Below are 25,144 nucleotides of genomic sequence, written 5' to 3'. Positions count from 1 at the left end.
TTTCATATGGTCTGGGTATGTACTCTTTTGCGCGGTTACGCGGGAATACTGGCGATAATTCTGCTTGCGCTGATCCTGCGACCGGCCAGCGGACAGGCCGAGAGCGATCCGGCAAAGCTGCGACTGGCCGCGCCTGCGCCACTGGTGGAGACCGGGGTGCTGGGGTTTCTGTTGCCGCGGTTTTCGCTGAAGACGCAGGTGCGGATCGAACTGGTCGACAGCAATGATGTCGCCGAGATGATGCTGGGCACGACCGGCCAGCCCGTGATGGAGGGGGACGGGACCGTCTGGCATCTGGAGCTGATCGCGCCGGATCACGCCGGGGCGCGGCGCTTTGCAGACTGGCTGACCTCTGATGTGGGCGCGCGCACGATTGCCGCCTTTGCCCCCGAGGGGCGCCAGATGTTCCGGGTGCCGAAGCAGGCAAAGGCCGCGGTGGCTGTGACCACATGGGACGGCGACGCCGGACGCGGATACGATCTGTCCAAATCCCACTGCGGGCGCTGTCACGCGGTGGAGGAGGCCGGACGGATCAACAGTATCGGCTCGACCCCGTCGTTCTATGTGTTGCGCAGCCTCGCCAATTGGGAGGAGCGGTTTCAGGCCTTCTACGCGCTGAACCCGCATCCCGCCTTTACCCAGATTGCCGAGATCACGCCGCCCTTCGACGAGGCACGCCCCTCGCCGATTGTTCCGGTCGAACTCACGCTGGACGAGCTGGAGAATATCCTCGCCTATGTGGCCGTGCTCAGCCCTGCGGATCTGGGGGCGCCGTTGGAGCATAAGTAGCGTCATCATCTTATCGCGGCATTTCGGGATCAGTGATCCTTGCGTTTGCTGAGGTAGTCCTCGGTGGTGCGGACACGGGGGCGCTCCGCGCCTGCAAAGGGCGAGTTCTTTTGATGGAACTGCGCGTTGACCCGGCAATTGTCACACATCTGGATCATCCGGGCGGCATCCGGGTTGGCGAACATCGAATGTTTCCCGGCCAGTTTCTCGGTGATCTTGTCGATGGTGGATTTGACGCCGAAGAGCGAACCGCATTCGACGCAGGCAAAGGGTTCTTCCTCGTGCAGGACCACCTGTGACAGCGCGTCGGATGTCAGGTTCAGGCGTGGCTCGTAGCGGATCGCGTCCTCCGGGCAGACATTGGCGCAGAGACCGCATTGCAGACAGGCATCCTCCTGAAAGCGCAGCTGCGGCAGGTCCGGGTTGTCCCCCAGCGCGCCGGAGGGGCAGAGCGAGACACAGGAGAGGCAGAGCGTGCATTTGTCGGCGGCGACCAGAACAGCGCCATAGGGGGCGCCTTCGGGCAGGGGCAGCGTTTCGGCTTCGGGCAGCAGAGCCTTGGCGGCCTGACGGGTGATCTGGCGCCGGGTGCCCATCGGGCGCTGCGGGGTTTCCACCCGGGCCTGAGCGCCGCTGCGGTCAAAGAGGCGGTCGCTTAGCTGATCCGGGTCGTTCAGCTCCAGCAGATGCAGGTAGGGCCCGGCAATCGCCGTGGCCAGAGCCAGCTCTTGGTCCTGCACGTCGCGCTCAGCCCTGGGCGAGAGCAGCACCGAAACCTCGGCGAAACCGGCAGCGAGGGCGGCGAGGGCTTCGGCGTGACCAAAACTGTTGAGCGCCTCGACCGACAGGGGGATCACATCCGCCGGCAGGCCGCGACCGTGGCGGGCGGCCAGCTCGACCATCTGATCGCCGTGCTGATCAACCACCAGCAGGCGGGGGGCGCTGCCGCCAGCCTCTGCATATGCCTTGGCCAGGGTCTGGATCCGGCGCATCAGCGCATCGGTTGGCGGCGCGTCATAGGTGATTGCGCCGGAGGGGCAGAGCACGGCGCAGGAGCCACATCCGGCGCAGATCATCGGGTCAATGCTGACATGATCGCCGGCCGGGCTGATGGCACCGGTCGGGCAGACATCGAGGCAGCGGGTGCAACCGGTCTGCTCGGCGCGCGAATGGGCGCAAAGCAACGGCTCGCTGCGCACGTAGAGGGGTTTTTCGAAAGTGCCGACCAGCTGGCTGGCGCTCAGCGTGGCCTCGGCGACGGCCGGGGCGGACTTTGGATCGGCGCGCAGGTAGCCGTCACGTTTTTCGGGCGCGGGAAACAGCGGCTGGCCGCCGCGCAGGTCGAGAATGATATCGCAGACCGACTGCCCGCCGTCGCGGGCCTCGTCCCAGGTCCAGCTGCGCCCGGTGACGTCCAGCTGTTGCAGCCGGTCGATGGTGACGGAAAACTGTCCCAAGGCGCCCCGCGCGTGGCGCAGCTGGCCGGAAATCACATCGTAGGCGCGGCTATGAGGGGGGTCGCTCGGCGTCTCGAGAAGCACGGTCACCGCGAGGCTCTCCTGGAGCCGCTCGGCTGCGGCATAGGCCACCTCCGGCGCGCCAAGGATCAGGCAGAGCCCCTCCGAATGCAGGTCTATGGTCTTTGACAGGGGCGGTGTCAGCGTTGCCTCAGCAATCAGCGCGGTCATTTTGGGCAGCGTCGAGGCGGTATCAGCGGTCCATCCGGCCCGGTCGCGCAGGTCGACAAAGGCCGGGGCCGGCTGGTCGATTTCCTGTGCCAGCGCCTCGAAAATCCGGTGCTCCTGGGCGCAGCAAATAATTGCGTCCCCCTGCGAGATGGCCTGTGCCGCCTGTTCGATCTGATCGGTGCAAAGCGCTGAATGCACCTTTGAACAGGGCAGGCCTGTGCTACGGGACAATGCCTCGGAATCGATTGATTGCGTTCCGGCACAATCACATAGAATCAATTGCTTAGACATGTTTTCTCCGCGTGTTTCTCGCTTGGTGAAAGCAGCAGAAATCCGCCACTCCGGGCTTAGACTAGGCATGTTTGCGCAAGCAGGTAAACCGCAATTTGCCGGTCAGCCGTGCCGCCGGGTGGCTCAGATGAGGCAAGTGATTCGCCGTGGCGGGGCATCGCGCTTCCCCTGCGTTAAGCCTGAGTGAATTAGTCGAATTAGACTTTTCGTCCGCACTGTCCAAAGGGGGCATATCGGGCTGGTCAAATTGACCTTTGATGTTGATTTAACGCGCCATCAGCAAAAGTTATCTTCCCGTGTGGTCGCAGAATGCGGCACTGTTTTGTCAACCGAACTGACCAAATAGGGCGTTGACGTGTCTGAGACCGGGGATCGCAGTGCAAAGACGGATGTGATGCCGCTGGGTGTCGTCCTGCGGCGTCAGCCGGGGGTGACCCGTTGGGCGCGCTGGTCGTGGAAGGCAACCTCGGTGCTGCCGGGCGCGGCGCAGGCGGACTGGCAGCTGTTACGCGAAGCGGGCGAGGTGCGGGAGTACCACGCCGCCACCCTGCCGCTGGAGCTGCACCGGAGCGAGGCCGAGGCCTATCTGCACGGGCTGACCGCGGAACCACCCTGCATCTATGTGGTCCTGCGCGACGGCGTGTCGGACGACCGGCCGCTTGAGGTGCTCTTGGTGACGGCCTCGCCCTATGAGGCGCAGGATTACGCCGACAACGGCGAGGATCTGGTGGAAAAAGTACCGATGCCGGACGGGCTGATTGCCTGGGTCCGCGATTTTGCGCAGCTGCATTTTCACGACGAGCCGTTCAAGAAACGGCGCCGGGACCGGGTCAAGACCGACGCCAGCGAGGACGGAATCGGCGATCCGCGCATCTCGCAGATGACCGATGTCTATCGCTCGCCCGCCCTGAAGAAGGCGCGCCTGTCATGAGCCGGGATGATTTCTGGTCCCGCCGCCGCGCCCGTGTTGCGGCCGAACAGGAGGCTGAGGCCGCCGAGGTCGCTGCTGCCGCACGTCAGGCCGCCGAAGAGGCGCTGGAGGAGAAAAGTGACGCCGAGATCCTGCAAGAGCTGAACCTGCCGGACCCCGATGAGATGCAACAGGGCGATGACTTCAGCGTGTTCCTGAAAGAGACCATTCCGGCGCGGATCCGTACCCGCGCCCTTCGCCGTTTGTGGACCAGCAATCCGGTTCTGGCCAATGTCGACGGGCTGTTGGATTACGGCGAGGATTTCACCGACAGCGCCATGGTGATCGAGAATCTTCAGACCGCATATCAGGTCGGCAAGGGCATGACCGCGCATGTAGAGGAGCTGGCGCGGCAGGCAGAAGAGGCCGCAGCCACGACCGCTGACACCGAGCAGGAGGCCGAAGCGCTGGCCGCTGAGGAGACGGTCGCGGCGGCCGCGCCGCATGAGGCTGCCTCATGCGACTGTTTGCAGGCCGGTGCTGGGCAGGCCGAGACAGCGCCGCTCGAATCCGTGCGCCGCCCGGCCATGGGCTTGCAGTCGCCGTCAGATGGTGCCGGTCCAGACCATGCACAGGAGGCGGCAGCCCGGATGCCGTCAATGCCGACAGCGGCTGATCCCGTCTTTGCCGCTGTTGCTGATCCCGTTCCCGATCCGGTGGCGTCGGCGCCGAGGCGTATGCGCTTCACCTTTGCCGCTGACACCAACGCACCCGTCACCTGACCCACCCGAAACCCAGACCAAGACCCCTGCGAGGAGACACATATGACCGCCGAGCACGCCCAGACAGAGACAGCCGAACAGACGGCCGGTCCTGCCATTCCGCAGGATGAAGACCGGCTGCGTGCGGATCTCTACAATTTTCTGGGCCTGATGCTGTCGGGGCCGCCGGATGAGATGCTGTTGGCGCAGGTGGCCGGTTTATCCGGGGATGACACCGACTTGGGCACGGCGATCAACGCGCTGGCGAAAATCGCGCGGCTGACCAAACCTGCCGCTCCTGAGCGGGAGTTCAACAAGCTGTTCATCGGTCTGGGCCGTGGCGAGCTGCTGCCCTATGCCAGCTACTATCTGACCGGATTTCTGAACGAGAAACCGCTGGCAGCCCTGCGGCAGGACATGGCCGCGCGGGGCATGACACGGGCCCAGAATGTCTATGAGCCGGAGGATAATATCGCCTCCCTTATGGAGATGATGGGGGCGCTGATTGCCGGACGTTTCGGCACGGCAGCACCGCTGGGCGACCAGAAACAGTTCTTCAACAAACACATAGGCCCCTGGGCCGGGCATTTCTATTCCGATCTGGAGGCGGCGAAGAACTCGGTTCTTTATGCCGCCGTCGGTGCCGTGGGCCGGGTCTTCATGGAGATCGAGGCCGAAGGATTTCGAATGAGTGCGGAGCAATCCGCCTGAGCCGGGACGGCGTGCCGTCCTTAACCCACGTGAGCCAACCAACTGAGGAGGAGGATCACATGACCAGAAAGACCGAGGAGGCCCAGAGCCGCCGCGACTTTCTCAAGCTGGCAGCGACCACAACGCCGATTGCGGCGATTGCGGTGGCGACGACCGGCGGCACGGCCGAGGCGGCCGAGCCTGACCTGACATCGGAAGTGATGCAGGATACCGCGCACACCCGCGCCTATTACGACAGTCTCCGGTTCTGACCGACCGGTGATGTTTCGAACGCCCACGGCGACTGGTTGCGTGACGCCCGACTGCCAAAGGCCCCCGATAACCCAGCGAACCCGTAAGGGAAGCAAGGGAGGAACACATGCTTAGGAAAAAGACCAACGGGGTTGCGCGACGCCCCCAGCGGACCAGTATCCTGTCCAAGGTTGCAGAAAGCTCCGTTGACCGCCGCGCGTTTCTGCGCGGATCCGGCCTCGCGATTGGTGGGCTTGCCGCCATCAGCGCCACCGGTGGATCCGTCACCAAGGCCAATGCCGCCACGGCTGCGGCTGGCGCGGTGGAAACCGTCAAATCCGTCTGCACCCACTGCTCGGTCGGCTGTACCGTCGTAGCAGAGGTGCAGAATGGCGTCTGGACCGGTCAGGAACCCGGTTGGGACAGCCCGTTCAACCTCGGCGCCCATTGTGCCAAGGGGGCCTCCGTGCGCGAACACGCCCATGGAGAACGCCGTCTGAAGTACCCGATGAAGAAAGAAGGCGGGGAATGGAAGCGCATCAGCTGGGAACAGGCGATCAACGAGATCGGCGACGGCATGATGCAGATCCGCGAAGAGAGCGGACCCGACAGCGTCTATTGGCTTGGCTCGGCCAAGCATAACAACGAACAGGCCTATCTGTTCCGCAAGTTCGCCGCCTATTGGGGCACCAATAACGTCGACCACCAGGCGCGGATCTGTCACTCGACCACGGTTGCGGGTGTTGCGAATACATGGGGCTACGGCGCCATGACCAACAGCTACAACGATATCCATAACTCCAAGGCGATCTTCATCATCGGCGGTAACCCGGCAGAGGCGCATCCTGTCTCGCTGCTGCATGTTCTGAAGGCCAAGGAGCAGAACAACGCGCCGTTGATCGTCTGCGATCCGCGTTTCACCCGCACGGCAGCCCATGCCGATGAATATGTGCGTTTCCGCCCCGGCACCGATGTGGCGCTGGTCTGGGGGATCCTGTGGCATATCTTCGAGAACAGCTGGGAAGATAAAGAATTCATCCGCACCCGTGTCTGGGGCATGGATCAGATCCGCGAAGAAGTGGCCAAGTGGACGCCCGAGGAAGTCGAGCGTGTGACCGGCACTCCCGGCAGCCAGCTGAAGCGCGTGGCGCGGACAATGGCCAACAACCGCCCCGGCACCGTGATCTGGTGTATGGGTGGCACCCAGCACACCACCGGCAACAACAACACCCGCGCCTACTGCATTCTGCAGCTTGCGCTGGGCAACATGGGCACATCGGGCGGCGGCACCAATATCTTCCGTGGCCACGACAACGTGCAGGGCGCAACCGACCTTGGCGTTCTGAGCCATACATTGCCGGGTTACTATGGCCTGTCGGCGGGCGCATGGGCGCATTGGGGCCGTGTCTGGGGTGAGGATAGCGAATGGCTTGCCGGTCAGTTCGACACCACCAAAGGGGCCGATGGCAAGGACAAGTCGATGCAGAACCTGACGGGTATTCCGGTCAGCCGCTGGATCGACGGCATTCTGGAAGACAAGGCGAACATAGACCAGCCCAATAACGTGCGGGCCATGGTCCTGTGGGGCCATGCGCCGAACTCTCAGACCCGTATGACGGAGATGAAGACGGCGATGGAGAAGCTGGACATGCTGGTCGTTGTCGACCCGTATCCCACCGTCTCTGCGGTGCTGCATGATCGCACCGATGGTGTCTATCTGCTGCCCGCCTGTACCCAGTTCGAGACCCGGGGTTCGGTCACCGCGTCCAACCGGTCCTTGCAGTGGCGCGACAAGATCGTCGATCCGCTGTTCGAAAGCCTGCCGGACCATGTGATCATCGCCAAATTCGCCAATAAATTCGGCTGGGGCGACCGGTTCTTCCGCAATATCGAGATGGAAGATGCCGAGACCCCGAATGTCGAAAGCGTCACCCGCGAATTCAACCGTGGTATGTGGACGATCGGCTATACCGGCCAGTCGCCGGAGCGGATGAAAACGCATATGGCCAATCAGCACACCTTTGACCGCACCACGCTGCGGGCGGTGGGTGGTCCTGCTGACGGCGATTACTACGGGATGCCCTGGCCCTGCTGGGGAACCGCTGAAATGGGTCACCCGGGCACGCCAAACCTCTATGACATGTCAAAACCTGTCTCCGAGGGCGGCCTGACCTTCCGCGCGCGCTTTGGTGTGGAACGGGATGGCGACAACCTGCTGGCAGAAGGTGTCTATTCCGCAGGCTCCGACATTCAGGATGGTTATCCTGAGTTCACCTATCAGATGCTGAAGGATCTGGGCTGGCACACCGAGCTGACCGCGTCCGAGCGGGCCTTTATCGCCAAGGCTGCCGGGGTGGATGGGTTTGCCGATTACACCCACGAAGTTGGCGAGCAGAGCATGTCGCCCTTCCCGTCGGACTATGACGACAAGGTGGCCAAGGTGAACTGGAAAACCGACCTGTCGGGCGGCATCCAGCGGGTTGCCATCGCGCATGAATGTGCGCCCTTTGGCAACGCCAAGGCGCGTGCCGTGGTCTGGACCTTCCCGGATCCGGTGCCAATCCATCGCGAGCCGCTCTATACCAACCGCCGGGATCTGGTCGAAGACTACCCGACATATGAGGACCGTCACGCCTACCGGCTGCCGACCCTCTATGCGTCGATCCAGAAGAACGACGTCTCCAAGGAATATCCGATCATCCTGACCTCAGGTCGTCTGGTCGAATATGAAGGCGGCGGCGAAGAAACCCGGTCCAACCCGTGGCTTGCGGAATTGCAGCAGGACATGTTCGTCGAGATCCACCCGCGCGATGCCAACAATATCGGCATTCGCGATGGCTCTCAGGTCTGGGTCGAAGGCCCGGAAGGCGGCAAGGTCAAAGTCATGGCAATGGTCACAGAGCGGGTCGGAGAGGGCGTTGCCTTCATGCCGTTCCACTTTGGTGGTCACTACCAGGGCACGGATCTGCGCGACAAATACCCGGATGGGGCTGACCCCTATGTTCTGGGCGAAAGCTGCAACGTCGCACAGACCTATGGCTACGACAGCGTGACCCAGATGCAGGAGACCAAATGTACTCTCTGCAAAATCAGCGCAGCATAAGGAGAAAGAGATATGGCAAGAGCGAAGTTTCTCTGTGACGCCGAACGCTGCATTGAATGCAACGCCTGCGTGACGGCCTGTAAGAACGAGCATGAGGTGCCCTGGGGCATCAACCGGCGTCGGGTGGTGACCATCAATGATGGCAAACCCGGCGAGCGGTCGATCTCGGTCGCCTGTATGCATTGCTCGGACGCACCCTGTATGGCGGTGTGCCCGGTCGATTGCTTCTACCAGAACGAAGAAGGCGTGGTCCTGCACTCCAAGGATCTCTGCATTGGCTGTGGCTATTGCTTCTACGCGTGCCCCTTTGGTGCGCCGCAGTATCCGCAGGCGGGCAACTTTGGCAGCCGCGGCAAGATGGACAAATGCACCTTCTGCGCCGGTGGTCCCGAGGAGACGCATTCCAATGCGGAATTCTCCAAATACGGGCGCAACCGGATTGCAGAGGGTAAGCTGCCCATCTGCGCCGAGATGTGCTCAACCAAGGCGCTTTTGGCCGGTGACGGCGATGTCGTGTCTGCGGTCTACCGCGAACGCGTTGTCGCCCGTGGCTTTGGCTCGGGTGCCTGGGGCTGGGGGACAGCCTATGACCAGAAGGGCGGCTGATCAGCCCTCTTTGACATGAAGGGATGGCCCGCCCGCGCGGGCCGTCCTGTTTTCCTGTTCAGTTTCCAAGACAACCCATGAAGGAGTGTGGCCCATGCTGCGCATCGCCTTTGCAATTCTGATGCAACTGACGCTGATGGCGGGGATCGCTGCGGCGCAGGACACCCAGGGTGCCCCTGCGGCGGAGGCGGTGCCGGATCGCAGTGCCACGGGTGGGGCGCAGACGCTGGAGGATATCCTGGCCCGTCAGCGCGGCGAAAAAATCGACGACAGTTTCCGCAGCGACGATACCGGTGCGGGCGCGATTGGCGCCGGGATCACGCAACAGCTGGGCACGCTCGGTGGGGCCTCCGATCCCGAACTCTGGCGCGCAATCCGCTACAACGCGGCAGATCTGCGGGTCTCGGCGGGGGGCGATGTTGCCACTGTTCTGGTGCAGGATGGCGGTATGCGCTGGCTGACTTTCCGCGATGGGCCGCTTCGCACCTATGGTGGCTGGCTATTGCTGGGCACGATAGGCTTTCTGGCGCTGTTCTATCTGCTGCGCGGCCGTATTCGCATAGACGAGCCCTCTACCGGACGCACGGTCACCCGCTTTCAGTTCATCGAACGCTTTGCCCATTGGATGCTGGCGGGATCCTTCATTCTGCTGGGCGTTACCGGATTGGCCAGCCTGTTTGGCCGGATGGTGATCGCCCCCTATCTGGGCAAGGAGATCAACGCGGGCCTGCTGATCTGGAGCAAATGGGTCCACAACAATGTTTCCTGGGCGTTCATGCTGGCGCTGATCATGGTGTTTGTCATGTGGGTGGCCCACAATATCCCCAACCGTACGGATCTGGTGTGGATCCGCCAGATGGGCGGCATTGTCGGCAAGGCCCATCCGCCCGCTAAGAAGTTCAACTTTGGCCAGAAGCTGATTTTCTGGTCGGTGATTGTTCTTGGAACCTCCATTTCGGTTTCGGGCCTGTCGCTCCTGTTCCCGTTTGAGATGCCGCTCTTTGCCAAGACCTTTGCCATCTTGAATGATCTAGGCCTGCCGCAGTTGGTGGGTTATGGCACCCTGCCGGTTGACCTTGCACCGCAGGAAGAAATGCAGCTGGCCCAGAGCTGGCACGCCATTATCAGCTTTGTGCTGATGGCGATTATTCTGGCGCATATCTACATCGGCTCGCTGGGCATGGAAGGTGCCTTTGACGCGATGGGAACCGGCGACGTGGATGAGGCTTGGGCGCATCAGCACCACTCCATCTGGTTGGAGGAAATGCGCGAAAAGGGCGAAGTCACGCCAGAGGGCAGCAGTGGCAGCGCCAAGGGCGCAACACCGGCGGAGTGACCGGCGGTGTGGTGCCGCCTGTCAGCGCTGGTCCTGCGGACGGGCTATCTGTGGGCCGCCTGCGCTGCGACTGTTCTGGCGCTGCCCGCAGGTGCCGATCCGGCCGACGGGGATGAGTTCACCACGTTGAAAGGCCACGGCGGCCCGGTGATGGCCTTGGCGGTGTCGCCCGAGGGTCAGGTGGCCACCGGCAGTTTCGACAATGCCGTGGGCCTGTGGAGAGATCGCACGCCACGCTGGCTTGAGGCGCATGATGCAGCGGTCACCGCTCTGGCCTTTGTCGATGCCGGTCGTCTGGTCACCGCGGGGGATGATTTCGCGCTCTACCTGTGGCCGAAGGGCGGCCAGCAGGCCGAGTTGATCGGCCGCCATCTGGGCAAGATCCGGGCGCTGGCCATTGCCCCTGACCGCGAAATGCTGGTGTCGGCGAGCTGGGACGGCAATATCGGCCTCTGGCCATTTGACGGAGGAGCGGAACAGCGCATAGCGGTTGGCAGTGGCATCAATGACGTGGCAATCGGACCAGGGGGGGCGATTTATGCCGCCACGATGGAGGGGCAGATACTGGTCTACGAGGACGCAGGCCAACCGCCCCGGCGCCTGGTCGATCAGGGCTTTGGCATCAACCAGCTGGCGCTTGGCCCCGGTGGCGACTGGCTGGCCTATGGGGCTGTGGATGGCGCGACGCGCGTTGTCGACACACAGACGGGCGAGCCTTTAGCCGATTTCACGCTGGAGCGACGGCCTATCCTTGCAATGGCCCATCATGAGGGCACCGCGCGGCTCGCCGTCGGGGACGGGCAGGGCTATATCATGATGGTGGACACCGAGACCTGGCGCATCAGTGCCGATTTTCGCGCCACCCGCGACGGGCCGGTCTGGGCGCTGGAGTTTGCGCCGGACGGGCAGACCATCTGGGCCGCCGGGCTGGATGATCTGGCCTATGGCTGGCCGGTTGCCCTGATGGGAGAGGCTGAGGCGCAGATGGCAGGCAACCGCGGGTTCCTGAAGGACCCAGAAACGATGCCCAACGGCGAACGGCAGTTCATGCGGAAATGCTCGATCTGCCACGCGCTCGGCCCCGGTGAGAGCCGCAAGGCGGGACCGAGCCTATATGATGTTTTTGGTCGCCCGGCGGGCACGCTGGCGGGTTATCGCTATTCGCAGGTCCTTGATGGATCTGATATAATCTGGGGAGAGGCGACAATTGATGCCCTCTTCGATCTGGGGCCGGATCACTATATCCCCGGCTCCAAGATGCCGATGCAGCGGATTACCGATCCGCAGGACCGGCGCGATCTGATTGCGTTTCTGAAACGCGCAACCAAGGTGGAGAAGTAACACAATGAAAGCCATGTTGACGGGGTTTGCCGCCATCATCGTGATCGCCGCCGGCGCCAATCTGGCACTGGATCAGGCGGGGTTCGCCTCTTATGAGGTGCATTCCGGGTCGGCCGTCCGACTGGATTGACCGTGCTGACAACCGCGCCGCCGCCCCGCGATGAATATGGGGAAAACCTTGCCGGTGCGTCGATCCTGGTGATCGATGATGAACCAGGTATGCGCAATTTCATGACCAAGATCCTGACCCCCCGCTGCAAGCGGGTGGAGCAGGCGGCGTCTGCCGCGGAGGCGTCCAATATTCTGGATCAGGCGCATTTCGACCTGATCATCCTCGACAATATCATGCCCGGCAAAACCGGGCTGGAATGGGTACAGGAACAGCATAAGGTCGGCCTGTTTGCCGATACGGTGCTGGTCACCGCCTATGCGGATCTGGAAACTGCCATTCAGGCGCTGCGGGTCGGGGTGGCGGATTTCGTGCTGAAACCGTTTCGCGCCAATCAGATCCTCAATTCCGTGGCACGGGCCCTGGACCGCAAGCATCTGCGGCGGGAAAACTACCTGCTGAAACATGCGCTATCGGCGGAGGGCACCGCTGCGCGGGGGCGTTTGCTGGGGAAATCTCCTGCGATTCAGACCGCGCGTGACATGATTACCCGGCTGGCGCCGCTGCCGACGCCTGTGTTGTTCACCGGCGCCAGTGGCACCGGCAAGGAAATCGCGGCGCGGACGCTGCATTCGCTGTCGGACCGCGCGGAGAAGCCGTTTGTGGCGGTGAACTGCGCGGCCATCGCGCCTGATCGCATCGCGCATGAGCTGTTCGGTATGGTGGATTCGCAGGACCGCCGACAGGACGGGCTGTTTCTTTATGCTGATGGCGGCACGCTGTTTCTGGACGAGGTGGCCCAGATGCCCGAACAGGTGCAGGCCGCGCTGCTCCGCGTGCTGGAGGACCAGCGCATCCGGCCGGTCGGCGCAGAGCGCGATATCCCGCTGAACCTGCGGTTCCTGTTTGCCACCAATGCCGATCTGGAACAGGCCGTGGCCGAGGGCCGTTTCCGTGCCGATCTCTATCACCGGATCAATATCGTCAACATCCAGATGCCACCGCTGCGTGAACGGGTTGAGGATATCGTGGAGCTGGCGGCGCTGTTTATGGAGCAGTTCTCTACCACGCTGGCCATGCCTGCGCTGGAGCTCGACGCTGAGACCCTGCTGAAATTCAGCCGCTACGACTGGCCAGGCAATGTGCGTGAGCTGCGCAACCTGATTGAACGGTCGGTCATTCTCGGCGCCTTTCCTGAGGAGTTCGCAGGCACCGGCGGGATCACGGGCAGTGCTGCGATGGATACGCTCGATCTGGTGATGCAGCGTCATATCGTGCATGTGCTGGATGCCTGTGACGGCAATCGCGCCGAGGCCGCCCGACGGTTGGGGGTTTCGCGGAAAACGATTGATCGAAAATGCGCCAGTTGGGGGCTGTGATATCATCCGAGCGATAGGTGGATGGACGGCCAGCGTGTCGCGGGCTGTGGCTCAGTCCCCGGCCTTGACCGCAGGCAGCCAGATCGAAAAGACGGCGCCTTTGATCTCCCCGTTCTCAATCCGGGTGTCGGCCGAAATCACCCCGCCGGCGCGCTGAATCAGGGTCTGGCTGATCGACAGCCCCAGCCCGGTGCCTTCGCCCAGTTTGGTGGTGTAGAACGGGTTGAACACCGACGGCAGATCTTCGGCAGCGATGCCCGGCCCGGTGTCCGAAACCTCAAGACAGGCGCCGCTGACACCGTCGCGCTCCATCGGCCTCAGGGCCAGCAGGAGCCTGCCGCAGCCCTCCATGGCCTGCGCCGCGTTGAGGATCAGGTTGATCACCACCTGCTGCAATTCGCCCGGGTCTATGCGAACCGGTGGCGTTGCGGCGAACTGTTTTTCAACGGTAATGGCCTGTTTGGTGATCACGTGATCGACCAGCACCAGACAGTCGGAGACAACCGGGGCCAGATCCAGGCTTTCCTCGAAGGTGCCAAATTCGGTGGGGCGCGCAAATTGCAGCAGCTTGCCAACGATGGCGCTGATCCGCAGGATCTGATCGTCAATCAGCGCCAGCTCGGTGTCCACTTCCTCGGCGGCGGCGCCCAGGGTCATCCGCATCACATCGACGTTGCCCTGGATCACGGCGACAGGGTTGTTGATCTCATGCGCCACACCGGCTGTAATCTCGCCGATGGAGGCGAGTTTCTCACTCATCACCAGCTGCTTATAGGTTGCCTCCAGTTTTTCGTTGGCGGCGCGCAGTTCGGCGGTGCGCTGGTCGACACGCGCGTTCAGCTCCTCTGCCCAGTCGCGCAGTTTCTGGTCACGATCCTGAACCTGATCAAGCAGGCTGTCGAGATGGGCCGCAACCTGACCGATCTCGTCACGGCGCCCGACATTGCCGTTGCGCGCGGTCAGATCGCCACGTTCGACACGGGCCATGGTGTAGCTCATCTGCTCCAGAGGCGCAAAGATCCCTTTGGCCAGCCACAGGAACAGGGGCGCGGACAACAGCAGAACGGACAGGAATGACAGCACCACAGTCCAATAAGCGGAGAGTTTGGCCGCCGCAAAGGGCGCCTCAAGGAAGCCGACATAGAGCATCCCAACGCGACGCCCGAAGCTGTCGGTGAGCGGCAGATAGCCGGAGATATACCAGTCGTTCACCACAAAGGCACGGTCGAGCCAGGTCTGCCCCTCACCCAGCACCGCATCGCGCACCGCCTGCGAAACCCTGGTGCCAAGCGCGCGGACGTCTTCAAACAGGCGAACGTTTGTGGAGATACGGGTATCTTCCAAAAACAGTGTCGCGGTGCCCTTGCGGCTGATGCGATGACTGTCGCCCAGATAGACCAGCGCATTGATCGTATCGATGAAATCAAGATCCCGGTTCAGAAGCCGGCCCGCCACCAGCACGCCTTCACTGCCGTTATTGGTCACCGGCGCGGCGGAATGGATCACCATGCCGCGATCTTCCGCCGGTCGGGTTGTCGGCGCGGCGGCCTCGGTCTCGATCAGGGAAATACGGGCCCGGTCACGCAGGTCAGCAGAGATCTCATCCAGGTCCGCAGCGGAGAAAATGTCGATTTCCGAGGCCAGCCTGCCCTGCGCGGCGCGGTCGATCACCGGCCAGCGGCGCGCCTCGCGGTCAATATTGCGCAATGGCAGATAATAGAGGAAATCAAGCTGGAGGGATTGCCGCTGCTGGTCAAGAAACCGCAACTGATCCTGCAACGATGCGCGCAGGACCTCGGCAAACCGGGCCGAGCTGGCGATTGCTGCCAGATCATCGCCGGTATTGGCCTGCAACTGGCGCAAATACTGGTCGGCGATTTTCAGATCGCTTTCCACATTGACGATCAGAACATTGTCGTAATCCGCGTTCCAGCGCGCCATGGCCACGACCAGCAGCAGCGGCATCACCACGCTGAGCGGCAGAAGTGCGAGCAATAGGAGGCGGAGCCGGACGGATTTCAAGGCGGCAAGGTCCTGTAGGCAGCTGGCACATCGGGTGAGTCCGCAGAGCGCATGGCTGCGTGCGGTGTTCACCCACTGTCGCATGGGGCCTGCTGGATGAGCAAGTCCGGCGCTGTGTTTGATAACACGGTCGCCACGATCTGGTGGCGATCAGCCCATCATCAGGCTGGGATTTCCTTGCCTGCCCAGTCGAACACCCGCCCGCTGTCCTTGGCGGATAGCCGGTCGATCACCTGGGCGAGGTAGGCCGCGGCCTGTTGCGGCTCGAACAGGGCGTCGTCGGGGACGTTCTTTGAAAAAGGTTCTGACAGCGGTGTTTTTACGGTGCCGGGATGCAGGCCGACACAAATCATCTCCTCGTTGCTGCGCGCGGTTTCGATGGCGTAGTTGCGGATCAGCATGTTCAGTGCCGCTTTGGAGGCGCGATAGGCATGCCAGCCGCCGAGGCCATTGTCGCTGATCGAGCCGACCCGCGCGGACAGGGCGGCAAAGACTGCGCGCCCCTTGCGAGGCATGATCGGCAGCAGATGTTTGGCAATGATGGCGGGGGCAAAGGTGTTTATTTCAAATACCTTGCGGAACGCGACCGGGTCCTGCTGACGATAGGATTTCTCAGGCTTAAGCCCGGCCTCGTCGGAGAGGACCCCGGTTGCAACGACGACCAGATCCGGGGCGATACCCCTGCGGCGCAGATCATCGGCGAACCCGGCCAGCTGGTCCTCATCCGTGATATCGGCGCGGTAGCTGTCGACGCCGGCCTTCGGTGGCAATACGCCGCGCGCGACCGCCGTCAGGCTGGCGGGGTTTCGCGCCGCAAAATGGTCAACCAGCGCCGACCCGATGCCACCGGAGGCACCGATGATGACGATATGGCGCGGCGAATGGGGGCTCATTTTCCCGCCCCCATCAGGCGCAGGAACAGTTTGCGGGGAAGATGTTTGCCGATGGTGAAGACCCAGGCGAAGGGGGCGGGGAAACTGGTGCTGAAGCGCCCGCTTCGCATTGCTTTCAGGCAGGCATCTGCCGCCTCATCCGGGGTCTGGATCATCGGCATCTTGAAATCGTTCTTGTCGGTCAGACGGGTTTTGATGAAACCCGGATTGATCACCTGAACCTTTATGGGGGTCTGGATCAGATCGGCCTGGAGGTTCTCGGCCATGTGTATAACGGCCGATTTCGACGCGCCATAGCCGGTCGCTCCGGGCAGGCCCGTGTGACCGGCGAGTGAGCCGATCAGCACGATATGCCCTTCGTTGGCAGCGACCATCTGCGGTATGACGCGGCCAACCACACGAATTGCGCCCATGAAGTTCACGTCGCAGATCAGCTCGACCTTCTCGGCGTCCCAGTCCTGCGCAGGCATCGGGTCATAGGCCCCGGCACAGTAAAGGACGCCATCCACCTTGCCGATCTGCTCCACGGCCCGGCTGATGGCGTCGGGATCGGTCACATCCAGTGGCAGGGCAGTGGCATTGCTCAGCGTGCCCGCCAGCTCCTGCAGGCGCTCTTCGCTGCGCGCTGACAGCACCAGCCGCGCGCCTGCGGCATCCAGCTTCTCGGCGATCGCACGCCCCAGCCCCTCGCTCGCGCCGACGATCCACCAGGTCTGTCCTGCAAACATCTCACTCTCCCTTCGGTCGCATGGTGGCGATCAGCTCGGCCACCTTGATGCCGAATTTGCGCATTTCGGAGCGGTTCATGATCGTGCCGTTCTCCATCAGATACATCCAGTCGGTGACATCCAGCACATGGCCACCGGCGCTTTCTGGCAGGCGGATGCGATAGGTCAGGTGCACGGCGGCTCCCATCTGCTGACCCTGTCCGGTGCCGATGATGTCATCTGCGGTGGCGGTGAAGCTGCCGTTTTCGCCCATGGTGAGGAACCATTTCCGCATCTGCGCGCCGCCGCTGGCGTAGGAGAAATTCTCGCTCAACGTGCCAGTGTCGCCCTCCCATTCGCCCGTCATCGTGGCGACAAACCGCGAGGAGACGCGCCCCAACGGGCCGTAAATCATACCTTCGGAGATCATCTCGCCGCTCAGATGTGTGCGAATGTCGAAGGCGGGACTGGTATTGGCATAGTGTTCGGGGTGCTGGCTGCGAAATCCCAGCCCAGGGCGAAGGAGCGCAAGCAGCAGCAGCAGAATGATGGCAACAAGCAGGAGTTTCATGACGCGGTTACCTTTCCAGGGAGGCGGATCACCATCGCGATGGCGATAAGTTTGATGCAGCAGGGAATGATTGCGTAGGCCCATGTCAGCGTCTGCAGGGCGGCGGCGCTGTTTTCGCCACCGGGGGTGAAGCCGCTCATCTGCAGAAGTGGCAGCAGGAGCACAGCAGCGACGGCAAGCGCGAGTTTGGCAGCAAAGGACCACAGCCCGAAGGCCTGCCCCGCCTGCAACCCGGCGCGCGCCAATGCGCGTGAAAACAGCACCGGCAGGATCACCATATCCGCGCCGAGCGCGGCCCCCGAACCAATGCAGATGGCGGCAAAGCCAAGGCTGGCGCCGGGCGGAAGAAAGGCTGCGGAGACAAAGGCAAGGATCGCCAGTGCCATCGCCGGAAACAACACCTCGCGCGCGCCGAACTTCTCTGCCGCGCGGGTCCATAGCGGAACCGATAGTCCCGCTGCGAGAAAGAACAGAACCAGAAAGGGGCCGGCCAGATCGGCAAGCGCCAGCTTGTCCTCGACGAAGAACAGAAACAGTGTCGATGTCATGGCGACCGGCAGGCTGTTCACGAGGGCCAGCGCCAGCAGGCGAAGGCCACCCGCTGCACGCAGCGCGGTGATGGACAGCGGGTGTTCGGGGCGCGGTGCCGCTGTCCAGAGGCCGCGGGTCAGCCACCAGACCACACCGCAGAGTGCGGCCAGCATCCAGCCAAAAGCGGGGTAGCCGCCGTGGCCTGCGCCGACGGCAACCAGCGCGCCCGGCGCCAGGGCTGCCAGGATGATACCGGCCAATGTGCCGCCCTCGCGAAACCCGGCCAGACGGATCAGCGCCTCCGGGCTGCCTGCAAGCGCGGTGCTTTGCCCGTAGAACAAAACACTTCCGAGACTATAGGCCGTGAACAGAAGCACCAGGGCGATGACGAACCATGGCAGCACGCCCCCCGCGGCCGGGCGGTAGGTGTAGAGCAGGATGAACCCCACCGCCATGCCAAAGGCCGCCAAAGCTGCAAAGGTCGCGCGTTCCTGCGGCCAGCGGTCGGTGACCCAGCCCAGCAGGGGGTCCTGCACGAAATCCAGCACCCGTATCGCCGCCAGCACCGCTGCGAGGGTTGCCAGGCTCAGTCCCAGTTCCGCCGTCGCAAAGCGCGGCAGATGGATATAGAGCGGCAGACCGGCGGCGGCCAGCATCAGCGCAAATAGGGAGATACGGGTGGCTTGCATCAGTTGCCCCGCAGCTCGCGGGACAAACGCGCAGCGCGGCTGTTGGGCGACAGCCAGATATTCAGAAACCGCTTGCGGGCGTCTGCATGGCGCAGATCGCAGGTCTGTTTTCCGTTCAGATAGAGCGCCACCTGATCAGGCGCGCGGGTTGTTGCCACGAAGCTGTCGCCCGGTCTCACATCGCGAAAACAGCGATCCAGCTTGCCGACCAGCTGATCGTGATCGGCGCGCCTGCCTTCCAGCCGCAGCAGTTCCGCGACCGTGGCCTGCATCAGCTGGGATCTGCTGAACCCGCGCCGATAGCTGAGCTTGAGCGCCATCGGGTTCTGCCAGTCAAAGCGGGTCTGCCCTTCGGTGTAAAGGCTGGCATCATAGAGCGGCAGGCCAAACCAGCGGAAGGTGACCTCTCCCAGTTTGGTCGGCGAGCTGAGGCCGGTATTTGCGGTTGCAGCGCTGGCGAGACCCACGCCGAGACTGACGGCAAATGCGGCGATTGCGGAGCGCAGGTGGTTTTGGCGGATCTCAGGCATGGGCCAGCTCCACCTGAACCACGTCCGTCTGGCCGACCTCGAAGGAGGCGGCGCAGGTTTCCAGATAGTAGCGCCAGTTGCGCAGGAAGGCCTCGCCATAGCCCAGAGAGTGGATTTTGGGGGTCATCGCGACAAGGCGCGCCGCCCATTCCCGGCAGGTGCGCGCGTAATCCTGGCCAAAGGCGAAATTATCCGTAACCTTCAGACCTGCGGTGCGCGCCTGATGTGAGATCACCGCATCAGAGAGCAACATGCCGCCCGGAAAAGTATACTGGCGGATATAGTCCGAGGACTGCCGATAGATGTCGAAATAGCTGTCCTGAACGGTGATCGCCTGCACCACGGCACGGCCGTCATCGGCCAGACGGTCTTTCAGCGTGGCGAAATAGCTGGGCCAATAGCGTTCGCCCACGGCCTCAACCATTTCGATGGAAACGATATTGTCGAATTTTCCCTCCGATTTGCGATAATCGCAAAGGCGGATATCGGCGCGCCCATCGAGCCTCGCGTCGGCATAACCAAACTGACTGGGGGAGATGGTCAGCCCGGTAACATGGCGCCCCTGTTCGGCGGCGCGGTCGGCAAATCCGCCCCAGCCGCAGCCAACCTCCAGGACGCGATCACCGGCGGTGAGGCGGCTCAGCACCCGGTCGTATTTGCGGGTCTGCGCACGCGCGAGGTCATTGTCACCCGGCGCAAAGAGGGCCGAGGAATAGGTCATGCTTTCGTCCAGCCACAGCTGGTAGAATTCATTGCCGACGTCGTAATGGGCCTTGATGTTCCGCGCCGCGCCCTTGATCGAATTGGCGCGCAGCATCCGGTCCACGACCCGGAACTTCAGACTGGCCCAGAAACTCGGGTAGGCGTAATCGGTGAGATGATCGAGGTTGAGCAGCGCCACCTTGATGACGTCTTCGATGCTGGGCGTCTCCCAAAGTCCGGCGACATAGGCCTCGCCGAGGCCGATATCGCCGCGGGCGGCCATGGCGGTTATGGCGCTCCAGTCACGCAGCTGGATTTCGGCGCGTGGTTCACCGGTGCCGAAATCATGGGTGTCGCCCTCTGGGGTCAGCAGGCGCAGACTGCCCTTGCGGATGCGCGCGCAGCTGTCGCGAAAGTCGTGTTTTACGCGTTTGGTAAGGAAAATCATCAGCTGACCTCATGTTCCGGTGGGGTAGGGCGGGGGCGATAGCTGGCGCCCTTGAGTTTCAATTTCAGCGCCTGCCAGTAAATCAGCGCAACCGTGCGCAGCGTGCCGGCCGGGCGGCGCAGGCTGGAGCGTATGAGTGCGGCGTTGCTCAGCGGCTGGCGCGGGCCGGTCAGCGTGGCGACCACCCCTTCGCCATCGTTCTTGTGGTCGATCCGGATGGCGATCCGCCGGGGGCCGATGTCGAAGTTGAACCAGTAGTCCCCGGCAATGTCCTGAAATGGGGAGACGTGAAAGATCTTCTTGGCCTGAAGCTTGTCGGAGGGGGCGATCGCGGTGAAGCCGGGTTTGTGACAGACATAGCTGTGCCGGTCGCCAAAGGTATTGCTGACCTCGGCGATGACCGCATGTAGCGCCTTGCCGCGAAAGGCCAGCCAGAAGCTGACCGGGTTGAAAATATGGCCCAGATAGCTCGGTTGAGTGAGCAGCCGAATGGTGATCCCCTCCAGATCCAGCCCGGCGTGGGCGAACACGTCCTGCGCCCATGGCAGGCCGATCCCCTGTTTTGGTGCGCCACCATGGTTGCGATCATGGACCGCAGCCAGATTGAAGCGATTGCGCGAAAACAGCAGCGGGCCGCTCTCGGAGCGTGGGTCAATCAGCACATAGTCCACGCCGTAGCGAAAGCTGTTGGAGATGGCGCCATGGCGGGCATGGGTGGTCTGTCCGGCGATATGCTCGGGCCACAGGGTCATCCGATCACCCGTTCCCGCGCGCTGATGCCACGTGCGACGCGCACCGCGCTGGCAAAGCCGTCTTCGTGAAACCCATGCCGCAGATAGGCACCGGCAAACCAGGTGTTGTTCTGCCCCTGGATATCGGCAATCCGGCTTTGTGCACGCAGCGCGGCGGTGTCAAACACCGGATGGCGGAAAGTTTTTTGATCGTAGATCAGATCCGACCGCACATCCTTTACCGGGTTCAGCGAAACGAACAGAGGATCGTTTTCGTCGATATTCTGGAGCCGGTTCATCCAGTAGGTGACGCCGATGGCGGCCCGGTTGTCGCGGGTGTCAGCCTTGTAGACCCAGGACGACCAGCAGGCACGGCGGCGCGGCATCTGGTCGGTGTCGCGGTGCAGGATCATCTCGTTATCCTGATAGCGCATGACCCCCAGCGTTGCCTGCTCTGCCGCTGTCGGCTGCGCCAGCAATCGCAGGCTGTCATCGGAATGGCAGGCCATCACCACCTGATCAAAGTTTTCGGAGGTGCCATCGGGGAGGTGGATGCGTACCCCCTCGGATGTCCGTTCGACGCTGCGCACCGGGGTGCCCGGACGCAATTGGCAGCCCATCTGGTCCAATCGGGCGGTCAGACGCCGGACATATTCGATGCTGCCGCCTTTGACCGTCCACCATTGATGCTGTCCAGAAGCGCTGAGCAATGCGTGATTGCGAAAGAAGCGGACCAGCGACTGCGCCGGAAAACCGCGGATTTCATCCGGCGGCGTCGACCAGATCGCGCCACAGATGGGCATCAGGTAATAGCGCTGGAACCAGTCGCCGAGCTTCAGATCATTGACCAGTTCGCCGATGGTGACGCTGTCACTCTTGGCGACCTCTTCGGCGTTGGCGTTGAAGCGCAGGATATCACGTACCATGCGGAAAAAGGCGGGCCGCGCGATGTTGCGACGCTGCCCGAGCAGCGCCCCAAGATCTCGCAGACCGTATTCGACGCGGCCATCCCCGATGCTGGCACCGAAACTCATGTCGCTTTTGACCACGGGCACATCCAGATCGCGGAACATCGACGTCAGATGCGGATAGTTCACATAGTTGAAGACGATGAAGCCGGTATCCACGGGCTGGTCGCCATTACGACCGGCAACGACGGTCCGCGCGTGCCCACCCAGTCGCGGCGCGGCTTCATAAAGCGTGACGTTGTGGCTTTTTGCGAGCAGCCAGGCGGTGGCAAGCCCGGAGATGCCACCACCGACAACGGCGATACGCTGGCGAGCGGATGATAATGCGTCGAAGGACATGCTGTCTCCATCTGTGATTTCAACTTGTTACGGGCCGCTCGCCCGGGCGGATCAAAAAAGATGGTGATTAAGATGACGGGCCTCTCCGGGCGAATGGAAAAAACTGAAATTAATTGCGCTCAGAGTGATCCAGCACCGTGAAAGATGCGTAATCCGTACATGTTGACCATGCTGAGCCATCCAACTCTTGCAGCGCCTGCGCCGCCCGTTACGGTAGGCCGTGACACTAGTGTAATGCGCGAAAGGAAAAAAGTGGAACGGGAAAGCCTGTCGGATCAGACAGTCTGGATGCTGGCCGTGCGCGACAACCGCTGCAAGGTGGCGTTTGGTCGTCTGTTCGACTATTTCGCGCCGCGTCTGAAGGGGGTGATCTGCCGATCCGGTATGCCACCCAGCCAGGCCGAAGAGGTCGTTCAGGAGGTGATGCTGACCGTATGGCGAAAGGCGGCCATGTTCGATCCTGAACGTGCTCAGGTCTCGGCGTGGATCTACCAGATCGCCCGCAACAGGCAGATCGACGTGATCCGCAAGGAACGGCGGCCAATACCGGAGGAGCTGAAGCTTCCCGAGGAAACACAAGAAGATGCAGCCCAGATTCTGGCGTTGGATCAGGAAACAACAAAGCTGCGCGCAGCCCTGGCCCGGTTGAAACCGGCACAGCGAGAGATGGTTGAAAAGGCCTATCTGGGCGAGCTGACCCATGCGGACATCCGGGAACAGACCGGATTGCCCCTGGGGACAATCAAATCCCGCATCCGCCTCGGACTTGAGCGGTTGCGTCATGAGTTGAAGGAACAAGGACTATCATGACCGGCGTACGCCATCATATCCCTGACCCGTTGCTGGTGGCCTATGCCTCTGGCAATTTGCCCTATGCCTACTCTCTGGTTGTGGCGACCCATCTGTCGATGTGTGACGACTGCCGCGCCCGGTTGAATGCGCATCAGGCGGTCGGCGGGTCGGTACTGGAAACCTGTGGAACCCGGGATGTCTCGGATGATCTGCGGGAGCGCGTGTTTGCCGAGTTGGATTCACCCTTCGAGGACGCACCGAAGTTCAACCGCTCGGGCATCTTTCCGGCGCCGGTGATGCAGGCGCTGGGTGGGCTGCCGCCAAAGTGGAAGTCGCTCGGCATGGGTGTGCGTCAGTCAATCCTCAGCCATGACGAGGAGGGCAGCGTGCGGCTGCTCTATATTCCTGCGGGACAGGCGGTCCCCGACCATGGCCACAACGGGCTGGAGCTGACGCTGGTATTACAGGGCGCGTTTCGCGATGAAACCGGGCGCTTTGGCGTCGGGGATCTGGAAGTTGCGGACGATCACCTGGAACATACGCCGATTGCCGAGGACGGTGAGACCTGCATCTGCCTTGCCGCGACTGACGCTGCACTGCGGTTCCGGTCCTTTGTCCCGCGCCTGCTGCAACCGATTTTCCGCATCTAGCGGCATAAGGGCCTGCCCGCAAGGGGTGGGCAAGGCCTAAGAGTACAACGCAAAAAGGGCTGCCAGTGGCAGCCCTTTCCTGTTCTGTCAGCGCATCTTCCGCGTGATTAGCCGTTCATCACCTTGCCCATGTGGCGGCCGGTGTCGACCATCCGGTTGGAGAAGCCCCATTCGTTGTCATACCAGCTGACAACGCGGACCAGCCCCTCGGCGGTAACCGCGGTCTGTGGTGCCGCAAAACAGGAGGAATGCGGGTCGTGGTTGAAGTCGATGGAGACCAGCGGGTCCGTCTCATAGGACAGGATCCCTGCCAGATCGCCCGCCGCCGCAGCCTTCATCGCCTCGTTGATTGTCTCAACAGTGGCAGGTTTTTCAGGAATGAAGCTGAGATCAACCACCGAAACATTGGGGGTCGGCACGCGGATTGCCGAACCCTCCAGGCGGCCTTTCAGATGCGGCAGGACCTCCGAAATCGCGCGGGCTGCGCCTGTTGAGGTCGGGATCATCGACAGCGCCGCGGCACGGGCGCGGTAAAGATCCTTGTGGCTGGTGTCATGGGTCGGCTGATCACCGGTATAGGCATGGATCGTAGTCATATACCCGGTCTTAATGCCGAATGTATCGTCCAGAACCTTTGCCACCGGGGCCAGACAATTGGTGGTGCAGGAGGCGTTGGAGACAATGACGTCGTCCTTGGTCAGATCCTTGTGATTGACCCCGAACACCACGGTGCGATCGACCTCCTTGCCGGGGGCGGAGATCAGGACACGTTTGGAGCCGTTTTGCAGATGCTTGGCAGCAGTCTCGCGGCCGGTGAACAGGCCGGTGCATTCATAGGCGATATCGACGTCCTGCCAGGGCAGATCCTCGGGATTACGGATCGCCGTCAGGCGGATGCTGTGATTGCCGACAGTCATCGTATCGCCGTCGACGGTCACCTCGTTCCGCAGGCGGCCATGGACACTGTCGTATTTCAACAGATGCGCCAGGGTTTCCGCAGGCGACAGATCGTTGATCGCCACAACCGAGATATCGTCGGCGTTGCTCTCCAGCAAGGCGCGCAAAACGCCACGGCCAATTCGTCCAAATCCATTGATCGCAATTTTCAAGGTCATCTGTGCAACTCCGATGGTGATAGGGGTTCAGCCTTCGACGGGCGCGCCCGGTGGCCTGACAATTGCCGCATCGTTATCGCTAACAGTTGCAAAAATCAAGCCCGTTCGCCGGTCAGCGGATTGGCGCGTAATGCCGCTGCCCGAAGCATCAGTGTAGCACATCACAGCAGGAGGGGATGCGTTTACACGGCAAGCCAGAAA

General features: G+C 62.3%; 24 protein-coding genes. 13 read left to right on the top strand and 11 right to left on the bottom strand.

Translation table 11 applies throughout. The features are described from left to right. The first annotated feature begins 6 nt into the window (after positions 1-6). Complete coding sequence (locus VWY34_RS06375) at positions 7-789, top strand: hypothetical protein (protein ID WP_416537512.1); 783 nt, start codon at positions 7-9, stop codon at positions 787-789. A 29-nt stretch (positions 790-818) separates the two neighbouring features. On the opposite strand, the gene VWY34_RS06370 is transcribed toward VWY34_RS06375, so the two are convergent. Next, on the bottom strand, positions 819-2,768 hold the full coding sequence (locus VWY34_RS06370; protein WP_416544660.1) for a 4Fe-4S binding protein: 1,950 nt from the start codon (positions 2,766-2,768) through the stop codon (positions 819-821). A gap of 394 nt (positions 2,769-3,162) precedes the next feature. On the opposite strand from VWY34_RS06370, the gene VWY34_RS06365 reads away from it, so the two are divergent. The 10 genes from VWY34_RS06365 (at position 3,163) to VWY34_RS06320 (ending at position 13,255) form a co-directional block, all read left to right on the top strand. Further along, positions 3,163-3,699, top strand: a complete 537-nt coding sequence (locus VWY34_RS06365) for a DUF3305 domain-containing protein (protein ID WP_340547534.1) — start codon at positions 3,163-3,165, stop codon at positions 3,697-3,699. Further along, positions 3,696-4,460, top strand: a complete 765-nt coding sequence (locus VWY34_RS06360) for a DUF3306 domain-containing protein (protein WP_416544659.1) — start codon at positions 3,696-3,698, stop codon at positions 4,458-4,460. The genes VWY34_RS06365 and VWY34_RS06360 overlap by 4 nt, the downstream gene beginning before the upstream one ends. 42 nt (positions 4,461-4,502) lie before the next feature. After that, positions 4,503-5,150 carry a TorD/DmsD family molecular chaperone gene (locus VWY34_RS06355; protein ID WP_416544658.1) on the top strand — a complete coding sequence of 216 codons (648 nt, stop codon included), beginning with the start codon at positions 4,503-4,505 and terminating at the stop codon, positions 5,148-5,150. 59 nt (positions 5,151-5,209) lie between these two features. Continuing rightward, complete coding sequence (locus VWY34_RS06350; RefSeq protein ID WP_340547413.1) at positions 5,210-5,401, top strand: twin-arginine translocation pathway signal protein; 192 nt, start codon at positions 5,210-5,212, stop codon at positions 5,399-5,401. Between the two features lie 107 nt (positions 5,402-5,508). Further along, a complete protein-coding gene (locus VWY34_RS06345) occupies positions 5,509-8,484 on the top strand; it encodes a formate dehydrogenase subunit alpha (RefSeq protein ID WP_340547412.1) in 2,976 nt (991 codons plus the stop codon). Positions 8,485-8,496: 12 nt separating this feature from the next. Next, the gene (gene fdh3B / locus VWY34_RS06340) at positions 8,497-9,090 is read left to right on the top strand and encodes a formate dehydrogenase FDH3 subunit beta (protein WP_014875661.1); all 594 of its coding nucleotides are present in this window, start codon (positions 8,497-8,499) and stop codon (positions 9,088-9,090) included. A gap of 94 nt (positions 9,091-9,184) precedes the next feature. Continuing rightward, the gene (locus tag VWY34_RS06335; protein ID WP_416540003.1) at positions 9,185-10,426 is read left to right on the top strand and encodes a formate dehydrogenase subunit gamma; all 1,242 of its coding nucleotides are present in this window, start codon (positions 9,185-9,187) and stop codon (positions 10,424-10,426) included. 6 nt (positions 10,427-10,432) lie between these two features. Beyond that, complete coding sequence (locus VWY34_RS06330) at positions 10,433-11,767, top strand: c-type cytochrome (RefSeq protein ID WP_416544657.1); 1,335 nt, start codon at positions 10,433-10,435, stop codon at positions 11,765-11,767. 4 nt (positions 11,768-11,771) lie between these two features. Next, the gene (locus VWY34_RS06325) at positions 11,772-11,897 is read left to right on the top strand and encodes a hypothetical protein (RefSeq protein ID WP_416540001.1); all 126 of its coding nucleotides are present in this window, start codon (positions 11,772-11,774) and stop codon (positions 11,895-11,897) included. Next, positions 11,894-13,255: a sigma-54 dependent transcriptional regulator gene (locus tag VWY34_RS06320; RefSeq protein ID WP_340547408.1), complete on the top strand. Its 1,362-nt coding sequence runs from the start codon at positions 11,894-11,896 to the stop codon at positions 13,253-13,255. Before VWY34_RS06325 ends, VWY34_RS06320 begins: the two co-directional genes overlap by 4 nt. Positions 13,256-13,306: 51 nt before the next feature. Here the strand turns inward: VWY34_RS06320 and VWY34_RS06315 are convergent, their stop codons facing one another. The 9 genes from VWY34_RS06315 to VWY34_RS06275 all read right to left on the bottom strand — a co-directional run bounded on the left by VWY34_RS06315 (position 13,307) and on the right by VWY34_RS06275 (position 22,386). Continuing rightward, positions 13,307-15,277: a cache domain-containing protein gene (locus VWY34_RS06315; protein WP_416544710.1), complete on the bottom strand. Its 1,971-nt coding sequence runs from the start codon at positions 15,275-15,277 to the stop codon at positions 13,307-13,309. Positions 15,278-15,438: 161 nt separating this feature from the next. Then, positions 15,439-16,170 carry an SDR family NAD(P)-dependent oxidoreductase gene (locus tag VWY34_RS06310; RefSeq protein WP_416540000.1) on the bottom strand — a complete coding sequence of 244 codons (732 nt, stop codon included), beginning with the start codon at positions 16,168-16,170 and terminating at the stop codon, positions 15,439-15,441. Further along, positions 16,167-16,898: an SDR family NAD(P)-dependent oxidoreductase gene (locus tag VWY34_RS06305; RefSeq protein ID WP_416544656.1), complete on the bottom strand. Its 732-nt coding sequence runs from the start codon at positions 16,896-16,898 to the stop codon at positions 16,167-16,169. Before VWY34_RS06305 ends, VWY34_RS06310 begins: the two co-directional genes overlap by 4 nt. A gap of 1 nt (position 16,899) precedes the next feature. Then, positions 16,900-17,448, bottom strand: coding sequence for a DUF3833 domain-containing protein (locus VWY34_RS06300; RefSeq protein WP_416544655.1), 549 nt, complete (start codon positions 17,446-17,448; stop codon positions 16,900-16,902). After that, complete coding sequence (locus VWY34_RS06295; protein ID WP_416544654.1) at positions 17,445-18,668, bottom strand: MFS transporter; 1,224 nt, start codon at positions 18,666-18,668, stop codon at positions 17,445-17,447. Before VWY34_RS06295 ends, VWY34_RS06300 begins: the two co-directional genes overlap by 4 nt. After that, the gene (locus VWY34_RS06290; RefSeq protein WP_416544653.1) at positions 18,668-19,198 is read right to left on the bottom strand and encodes a chalcone isomerase family protein; all 531 of its coding nucleotides are present in this window, start codon (positions 19,196-19,198) and stop codon (positions 18,668-18,670) included. The genes VWY34_RS06295 and VWY34_RS06290 overlap by 1 nt, the downstream gene beginning before the upstream one ends. Beyond that, positions 19,191-20,348, bottom strand: a complete 1,158-nt coding sequence (locus tag VWY34_RS06285) for a class I SAM-dependent methyltransferase (protein WP_416544652.1) — start codon at positions 20,346-20,348, stop codon at positions 19,191-19,193. Before VWY34_RS06285 ends, VWY34_RS06290 begins: the two co-directional genes overlap by 8 nt. Beyond that, positions 20,348-21,100: a DUF1365 domain-containing protein gene (locus VWY34_RS06280; protein WP_416539994.1), complete on the bottom strand. Its 753-nt coding sequence runs from the start codon at positions 21,098-21,100 to the stop codon at positions 20,348-20,350. The genes VWY34_RS06285 and VWY34_RS06280 overlap by 1 nt, the downstream gene beginning before the upstream one ends. Further along, on the bottom strand, positions 21,097-22,386 hold the full coding sequence (locus VWY34_RS06275; RefSeq protein WP_416544651.1) for an NAD(P)/FAD-dependent oxidoreductase: 1,290 nt from the start codon (positions 22,384-22,386) through the stop codon (positions 21,097-21,099). Before VWY34_RS06275 ends, VWY34_RS06280 begins: the two co-directional genes overlap by 4 nt. A 159-nt stretch (positions 22,387-22,545) precedes the next feature. Here VWY34_RS06275 and VWY34_RS06270 point away from each other — a divergent pair, with 159 nt between their 5' ends. Continuing rightward, positions 22,546-23,196: a sigma-70 family RNA polymerase sigma factor gene (locus VWY34_RS06270; protein ID WP_416544709.1), complete on the top strand. Its 651-nt coding sequence runs from the start codon at positions 22,546-22,548 to the stop codon at positions 23,194-23,196. Next, complete coding sequence (locus tag VWY34_RS06265; RefSeq protein ID WP_340547399.1) at positions 23,193-23,828, top strand: ChrR family anti-sigma-E factor; 636 nt, start codon at positions 23,193-23,195, stop codon at positions 23,826-23,828. Before VWY34_RS06270 ends, VWY34_RS06265 begins: the two co-directional genes overlap by 4 nt. Positions 23,829-23,935: 107 nt before the next feature. On the opposite strand, the gene gap is transcribed toward VWY34_RS06265, so the two are convergent. Further along, positions 23,936-24,943, bottom strand: coding sequence for a type I glyceraldehyde-3-phosphate dehydrogenase (gene gap / locus VWY34_RS06260; RefSeq protein ID WP_416544650.1), 1,008 nt, complete (start codon positions 24,941-24,943; stop codon positions 23,936-23,938). Positions 24,944-25,144: the final 201 nt, after the last annotated feature.

Origin of the sequence: Phaeobacter sp. JH20_02 (assembly GCF_048056915.1) — a bacterium.
GTDB lineage: Bacteria > Pseudomonadota > Alphaproteobacteria > Rhodobacterales > Rhodobacteraceae > Phaeobacter > Phaeobacter bryozoorum.
The sequence above is the reverse complement of the archived record's forward strand: the minus strand, read 5'-3'. Positions and strand labels throughout refer to the sequence as shown.

Bases quoted from the DNA above. Each gene is read 5' to 3' on its own strand.
- VWY34_RS06375 (WP_416537512.1), top strand. From the start codon at position 7: ATGGTCTGGGTATGTACTCTTTTGCGCGGTTACGCGGGAATACTGGCG.
- VWY34_RS06370 (WP_416544660.1), bottom strand. From the start codon at position 2,768: ATGTCTAAGCAATTGATTCTATGTGATTGTGCCGGAACGCAATCAATC.
- VWY34_RS06365 (WP_340547534.1), top strand. From the start codon at position 3,163: ATGCCGCTGGGTGTCGTCCTGCGGCGTCAGCCGGGGGTGACCCGTTGG.
- VWY34_RS06360 (WP_416544659.1), top strand. From the start codon at position 3,696: ATGAGCCGGGATGATTTCTGGTCCCGCCGCCGCGCCCGTGTTGCGGCC.
- VWY34_RS06355 (WP_416544658.1), top strand. From the start codon at position 4,503: ATGACCGCCGAGCACGCCCAGACAGAGACAGCCGAACAGACGGCCGGT.
- VWY34_RS06350 (WP_340547413.1), top strand. From the start codon at position 5,210: ATGACCAGAAAGACCGAGGAGGCCCAGAGCCGCCGCGACTTTCTCAAG.
- VWY34_RS06345 (WP_340547412.1), top strand. From the start codon at position 5,509: ATGCTTAGGAAAAAGACCAACGGGGTTGCGCGACGCCCCCAGCGGACC.
- fdh3B (WP_014875661.1), top strand. From the start codon at position 8,497: ATGGCAAGAGCGAAGTTTCTCTGTGACGCCGAACGCTGCATTGAATGC.
- VWY34_RS06335 (WP_416540003.1), top strand. From the start codon at position 9,185: ATGCTGCGCATCGCCTTTGCAATTCTGATGCAACTGACGCTGATGGCG.
- VWY34_RS06325 (WP_416540001.1), top strand. From the start codon at position 11,772: ATGAAAGCCATGTTGACGGGGTTTGCCGCCATCATCGTGATCGCCGCC.
- VWY34_RS06310 (WP_416540000.1), bottom strand. From the start codon at position 16,170: ATGAGCCCCCATTCGCCGCGCCATATCGTCATCATCGGTGCCTCCGGT.
- VWY34_RS06305 (WP_416544656.1), bottom strand. From the start codon at position 16,898: ATGTTTGCAGGACAGACCTGGTGGATCGTCGGCGCGAGCGAGGGGCTG.
- VWY34_RS06300 (WP_416544655.1), bottom strand. From the start codon at position 17,448: ATGAAACTCCTGCTTGTTGCCATCATTCTGCTGCTGCTGCTTGCGCTC.
- VWY34_RS06295 (WP_416544654.1), bottom strand. From the start codon at position 18,668: ATGCAAGCCACCCGTATCTCCCTATTTGCGCTGATGCTGGCCGCCGCC.
- VWY34_RS06290 (WP_416544653.1), bottom strand. From the start codon at position 19,198: ATGCCTGAGATCCGCCAAAACCACCTGCGCTCCGCAATCGCCGCATTT.
- VWY34_RS06285 (WP_416544652.1), bottom strand. From the start codon at position 20,348: ATGATTTTCCTTACCAAACGCGTAAAACACGACTTTCGCGACAGCTGC.
- VWY34_RS06280 (WP_416539994.1), bottom strand. From the start codon at position 21,100: ATGACCCTGTGGCCCGAGCATATCGCCGGACAGACCACCCATGCCCGC.
- VWY34_RS06275 (WP_416544651.1), bottom strand. From the start codon at position 22,386: ATGTCCTTCGACGCATTATCATCCGCTCGCCAGCGTATCGCCGTTGTC.
- VWY34_RS06270 (WP_416544709.1), top strand. From the start codon at position 22,546: ATGTTGACCATGCTGAGCCATCCAACTCTTGCAGCGCCTGCGCCGCCC.
- VWY34_RS06265 (WP_340547399.1), top strand. From the start codon at position 23,193: ATGACCGGCGTACGCCATCATATCCCTGACCCGTTGCTGGTGGCCTAT.
- gap (WP_416544650.1), bottom strand. From the start codon at position 24,943: ATGACCTTGAAAATTGCGATCAATGGATTTGGACGAATTGGCCGTGGC.